This window comes from Mesorhizobium sp. M0991 (assembly GCF_040318915.1).
Taxonomy (GTDB): domain Bacteria; phylum Pseudomonadota; class Alphaproteobacteria; order Rhizobiales; family Rhizobiaceae; genus Mesorhizobium.
On sequence record NZ_JAMYNE010000077.1, the window covers coordinates 1 to 6,445 of the forward strand.

The 6,445-nt window shown below is 56.4% G+C and carries 3 protein-coding genes; 1 reads left to right on the top strand and 2 read right to left on the bottom strand.

The window, feature by feature from the left end:
- Positions 1-209 precede the first annotated feature (209 nt).
- Complete coding sequence (locus NKH70_RS35285) at positions 210-2,426, bottom strand: hypothetical protein (RefSeq protein WP_353027440.1); 2,217 nt, start codon at positions 2,424-2,426, stop codon at positions 210-212.
- A gap of 981 nt (positions 2,427-3,407) precedes the next feature.
- Here NKH70_RS35285 and NKH70_RS35290 point away from each other — a divergent pair.
- Entirely contained in the window at positions 3,408-5,342 is a 1,935-nt protein-coding gene (locus NKH70_RS35290; protein WP_353027441.1) for a calcium-binding protein, read from the top strand.
- 102 nt (positions 5,343-5,444) lie between these two features.
- Here the strand turns inward: NKH70_RS35290 and NKH70_RS35295 are convergent.
- Positions 5,445-6,211 (bottom strand): IS5 family transposase gene (locus NKH70_RS35295; RefSeq protein ID WP_353027442.1). Its coding sequence is split into 2 segments (ribosomal slippage): positions 5,445-5,899 and positions 5,899-6,211, totalling 768 coding nucleotides; the frame shifts between segments, so codons are not numbered across the junction.
- Between the last annotated feature and the right edge of the window lie 234 nt (positions 6,212-6,445).

Here is a 6,445-nt window from a genome sequence, read left to right on the forward strand (position 1 = left end):
CCTGGATATAGTCGCTCACATTCGCCTGCTCACCCGCAGGCTCGCAAGAAGTTGATATCAAAACACTCTTTTTGATTCAGGCTCTGACATTTCGCTTCCAGAACCAGTGCGACCTACCCCTCCATAAGTTCGGAAGGACGGAGTGCGGCCGAGATCACAGCTGGGAGCATAGAGAGATGTATAGCACCGGTGCCAGTCTAGTTTTTCGCTCACTTCGCCACCCAGCCTCTATTGTTTGTCCCGGCTTCCTTTACATACAGAGTTGTGCCTGGTCCGCCGTCTGTTCTCGTATAGAGCGACCCTACCGGGCCTTCGACTTTGCCTTCGGGGCTGCCATCGCCACTCGTCCAGAAGACGTCGCCACCGCCCGGACGCAGACGCTGAATGTAGCCGTTTGTCCATCGCGCCTTGTTCGATCCTAAATCGAAAGCAGTATCCGCTCCTGCCATAATCCCGCGGTCCCCAAAACTTGCTGAGGTGACAAGGGCTTGTTTGCCGCCATCAAAATAAACTAGATCAATCGCAGTCGAGCAATCCGCCCGCTTTCCCGTAGCGCGGCCGACAATGGACCCGGCCGGCCGTTTTGTCGCGCCATCCTCTTTGTAAGAAACGTAAAAGGCAATGCTCGCGCCGCGCCTTTTATTCAGGTCTCCCCCGTTGTGCAACGACAGGCTTTCGCTTACGCCACTTGCAGAATTGGCAATATGGACACGGCCGGAGGTTGTCAGAGACTTGAAGTTGCTGGCGACTCCGTTTCCTACCTGCAGGCCGTTCCCGATTGAGCCGGCACCTCGGAAGCCACCGAGACTCATATTCTTGTCGCTGAAAACGGCCGGCGGCTGGTTGGGTTCACCGAGATAGCCACCGAATACAGTTGAACTGCTGTTGTCATCAGACACGACGATTGGACCGCCGCGAACCCACTCCAACTTGTTACCTAGCGTCCAATCGCGAAATCGCCCAACTACTCCGCCGGGGCCTTCCAGTGCCCAGACTCTTTCGTTTGTACCCGGCTCGGTTTTCTGCAGCTCAGCCGATGTCTCCGACACCGCGTAATAGCGGTTCCCCTTATAGCTGCAGCAGGAAAGAAGTCCGTTGCCATGTGCGCCGCAGGCAAACCAGTCACACCCGAGAAAGGAACTGTCGAAGATCCCAGCCCCACGATTGTGGTAGCATGTCAGACCTATCCCGTAGCCGCCATTCACGTCAGAGCTATCTACAAAGACCCCGTGTTGGTTTCCGGCAATGTATCCGCGTTCGATCCGCCAGAAGTTGGCGTTTCCCCTTCGATCGGGCTCTTTAGACTTGCTGCCTGCAACGATGTGGATCCCATTGCCAGGAAAATTAATGACGTTGACGTCTCTCAGCAGCGAGCGAGACCGCACACGGATACCGTGCTTGGTCCTGTCAGCGCCTCCGAGAGATCGAATGCTGACACATTCGATCAGTGATCCCCCCGCACTCGATGTGCCGGGGGCCTGGATCCTGTCATCGACCGTCTCGCTGCCATTTATCGTGATCCCGTTGGTATTCTGTGGGAAGATCATTTCAGTGCAGAAGTCACCTGCCGTTCCTGCGGCGTTTCGGCCGACCAGATGGGTCCGATTCTTGAGATTGACAGGCTTCGAGAAATAATACTGACCGTATTCAAGTTGAATTCTGCCGCCCCCATTCCGGTTCGTATTGAGCGTTGCGAGGTAAGCGAGAGCCGCCTGTATCGCAGGGACGTTGTCGGTTCCGGATATTAGCATCTGATCAGGTGCGGTTCCCGTGTAGACGGCGTCGGGTCTCCCGCCGAACATTTCAAGCACAACCTCATAAGTTTTGAGCTGCCACCGCCGTGTGCCACCATTGGAGAGAACTTGCCAAGGTGCGACGACACCGCTGTTTTCCACTTCGACCGCCAGTGGCCAAGCGCCACCATCGCCAACGGCAGCATAGCCGTTCGTACGCAAAGCACTGATGCCGATTGGAATAGAGAGCGCCGACATGCCCGCTACGGTCGCGTAGATAGGGACGTTCCCTTGGCTAACGGCGTCACTAGCAAGTCCGCTCAATAGAGCTCGCAATGCTTCGATGATATCGGAGTTTGCATCGCCTTGCGCCGCGGCGTCTATCGCGGCCCGAGCGGCCTGAACGCTGGTCTGCTTTGTCTGAGCTAAGTCGGGGTTAGCTGAGCGATGGGAAGCCAAGGGGCCGGTCGCCACGAAGCCGAGAAAACCTCGTCGATCTACGTTCCACATATCCAGTACATCCTCCGCCGCATCGTTGGCCTGCTGGACGTAGATGCCTTCCAACTTTGGCTGGATGGTGGCGCAGGATTTCGTATCTGCAAATGGCCTTGCTGAACGATGTCTTCGTTGCCGGCCGGTCATCGGGAATGGCGGAGAGTTTAGCTCCTCGGCGCCGCACTCGGTCAGCACCAAAGCCTTCGGCGATACGCACTAGATCGCGGAGTGCTGAGCGGATTTGCAGCCACCAGGTAACTCGGAGCATTCCTCCCAGGTTTCACGCTCGCCGTACACGGCATCGAGCTTCCCCGCCACACCGGCGAGTGTCGGAGCGGGGGTGGTTGAGAAAGCTTCCAGAAGATCCTTCGTCCGCTCGCCAGCCTCGCGTTCGGCCCTGAGCGAAGCGGTGAAACCGGTCTCCTCGGCTGCCGCAGCGTGCCTGACGCACTGCAAGTCCTCACGAAGGGCAGATCGAGCGCGGCACTCAGTCACAACTTTCCTGACAGAAAAGCTGCTTTCCCGGTGAGCGGCAGATAGCCGAAAAACTGACCATCTCCCGTGTCGGTGATCTCATTTGAGGATCTGATTCAGCCGTCAGTGGGCACCTGCTCACCTCTGTCCACAACAAATTGGTCTCGTCCGCAGAGAACGTGACTCGGCTATAATCTTAGATTATCGTCCAGCCGGATTCGCCACACGCCAAGTTCATACCCGCATGATAAATCTTGTCCTTGGCTTTTTTCTAGCAGTATTATCGTAATATGGATTTTGTTATAAGTTACAATTTAACTTTGTACTTCACTTTATGGATGTCCATAGTTACCTATAAATTATCAATCACTGACTAACGGCATCAACATCTATCACAAACTCGTTAATGAAAAATTCCGATAGATTTAGTATTTTCTTAACAATTATTTTAGAAAAAATATTAATAAAGATCTTCGACGTTGAAGAGTTTATCCAAAAATGGATCGAAATAATTTCTATAAGTCAATTGTTCATCCTTCCCTAAGCAAGGATTTCCGACGCATATTTTTGCATGCCATGCGACAATCCTGCCGCCGATCAACCATTCTATCAGGGCGTGCAGGTATGTGATTTGGCGCTAATATACACCTTCTAGTAGGCAGACATCCGCGGGGCGCTATCGAATCAAAAAAGAGGGATTATGGGATGGCGACTCTGCACTACGCCTCGGGTGGCTCCGCCACCGAAATCGCAACCGCCGGCTTCAATCTGGCTGACGTTCAGTATGTTTCGCTGGTCAACGCGTTGCCGGACGGCATGAAGGGTCTGGTCTACCTCAATGAGCACGAGGGCGTAACCGCATCCTTCATCGAGAAAATGACCCCCTTCCTTGGCAATCCGAATGTGTTCGGATTCTATCTGGTTGACGAGCCCGATCCCACGGGCAGGTGGGGCACCTACGCAACCGCTGAGAACCTGAAGGCGGAATCCGACTGGATCCATGAGCATTTTCCAGGCGCCAAGACCTTCATCACCATGATGAACATGGGATCCCCTACCAATCCGGATTTTACCAACACCTACAATCCCGCCAACACGCATATCGACTATTTTGGAATAGACCCCTATCCGGTGCGCACGGGAACGGACACGGTCGACTACGACATGATCGATCGAGCCGTGGCTGCAGCGGTGAAGTCGGGCATCCCGATCAGCAACATCGTTCCGGTCTTCCAGGCCTTTGGCGGCGGCAATTGGGAGACTTCCGACGGCGGCAGACAGGTCATGCCCACCCCCGAACAGATGCAAATCATGATGGATCATTGGGCCAAGCTGGTTCCGTCACCCGCCTTCGACTATACCTACAAGTGGGGAACGCAGAACGGCGACACCGCGCTTGAAAGCTCGCCGGAACTGCAAGCCTTTTTCCGGGAACACAACCTGATCGATACCGGGACCGCCCCGCCTCCCGTCGACACAAGCGACACCTTGTATGGCACCAGCGGCGACGATGTATTCCACGGAGCCGGCGGCCACACGATGATCGGCTATGGTGGCAATGACACCTATTATGTCGAGGATGTCCGCGACAAGGAGATTGAGGCGGTAGGCGGCGGAGCCGACAAAGTACTCGCCTCGGTGAGCCATGCTCTTGCGGCCGGCTCGGAGATCGAGCTTCTCGCCACCAACAATGCATCAGGCACGGTGGCAATCAACCTCACCGGCAATGAGTTCGCCCAGAACGTCCAGGGCAATGCCGGCGCCAATGTCATCAACGGCGGCGGCGGCGCCGACAAGATGGCCGGCTACGCCGGCAATGACACCTATTATGTCGACAATGCCAGCGATAGGGTGTTTGAGGCGGCCGGCGGCGGCAGCGACAGGGTGCTTGCCTCGGTGAGCCATGCGCTTTCAGCAGGCTCGGAGATTGAGATTCTCGCCACCAACAACCCGTCTGGCACGGCAGCAATCAATCTCATCGGCAATGAGTTCGCTCAGACCATCCAGGGTAATGCCGGCGACAACATCATCAGCGGCCGCGGCGGCACCGATACCATGACTGGCTATGGCGGCAACGACACCTTCTATGTCGACAATGCCGGCGACAAGGTGATCGAGGCGGTCGGGGGCGGCTTCGACAAGGTGCTCGCCTCGGTAAGCTATGCCCTTGCAGCCGGCTCCTACATCGAACGTCTCGCCACCACGAACCCCTCCGGAACAGGAGCAATCAACCTCACCGGCAATGAGTTTACCCAAACCATCCAAGGCAATGCCGGCGCGAACATCATCAACGGCGGCGGCGGTGCCGACATCTTGACCGGTAACGGAGGCAATGATGCTTTCGTATTCAACAGCGCTCTTGGAGCCGGCAATATCGACAAGGTCACCGACTTCGACAAGCTCCAGGACAAGATCCAGCTCGACGACGCCGTTTTTGCCGGGCTTAAGTTGGGTGGCCTTTCATCCGATGCTTTCTTTGCTGGCACGGCCGCGCATGATAGCTCCGACCATATCATCTACAACAGCTCAACGGGAGCGCTCTCTTTCGACAGCGACGGGATCGGCGGCGCAGCTCAAATACAGTTCGCCACTCTCTCTCCAGGTCTGTCGCTTGCAGCAGGTTCGTTCCTTGTGATCTGAAAGAGCTGGAGCGGTGGACCTTCAACTTGAGGTGTCCGTCGCTCTACGCGCCGGGATTTTCCAAGCGAAATAACCAGTCTGGGTGGCACTCTCCTCCTAGAGCTAGGACGTAGACTCATTACCGCGTAGCCAGATCCGGATTGAGACGAGCTTAAGGGCTGCGAGGTAGTTCTCGGCAAGCTTGTCGTAGCGGGTAGCCACGCGGCGGAACTGCTTGGCCTTGTTGAAGAAGCGCTCGACGAGGTTTCGCGCCTTGTAGAGGAAAGGGCTGAAGCAGATTGGGTCCTTTCGATTGGCCTTGGGGGGGATGTTGGCCCAGGCTTTCCGATCTTTGACTGCGGCTCGCAGCGCGTTTGCGTCATAGCCCTTGTCAGCAAGCAGCATCGCACCTTCCGGCAGGTCGGCGATCAGCTCCGGCGCCGAAGCGATGTCGCTCGTCTGGCCTGCCGTGAGCGCCAGCCGGATCGGCCTGCCTTGGGCGTCGACAAGGGCGTGGATCTTGGTTGTCAGCCCGCCTCGGGAGCGACCAAGGCAGTGATCTCGATCCCCCTTTTTGCTGTCGCGGCCTGCTGATGGACGCGAACAATGGAGGTGTCGATCATCTGGATCTTGCCGTCGTGGGCTGTGGCGATCGCATCCATCAACCGGTTCCATACGCCAGCTTTGCGCCAGCGGTTGAAGCGGTTGTAGATCGTCGTGGGCGGCCCGTAGCGGGCCGGCAGGTCGGCCCAGCGCGCACCGGAGCGCAGAACCCAGAAGATGCCATTCATTACACGTCGGTCGTCTACACGCGGCACGCCGCGCACCTTGTTGGGCAGATGCGGCTTGATCGCGCGCCACTCGAAGTCAGTCAGGTCAAATCGGCTCATGCTTATCTTGAATCATCTCCTGCCCGAACATGGAAGCCTGGGCATCGACGGTCGTTCGTCGTGATGTCACGGGTTGAGTTTCAATCGACCGGCCTTGCAGTTACATGTCATTCTATGACCCATGAATCAAAATCCAAGAAGCTCCTTGAGCGTAAGCGCTATTTTCGCTGCACGTTGACGCGAGCGCTTTCGACGGATGGCCTTCGAATCGGGAACGGTATCTGGTCTGATCAG

Bases quoted from the DNA above. Each gene is read 5' to 3' on its own strand.
- NKH70_RS35290 (WP_353027441.1), top strand. From the start codon at position 3,408: ATGGCGACTCTGCACTACGCCTCGGGTGGCTCCGCCACCGAAATCGCA.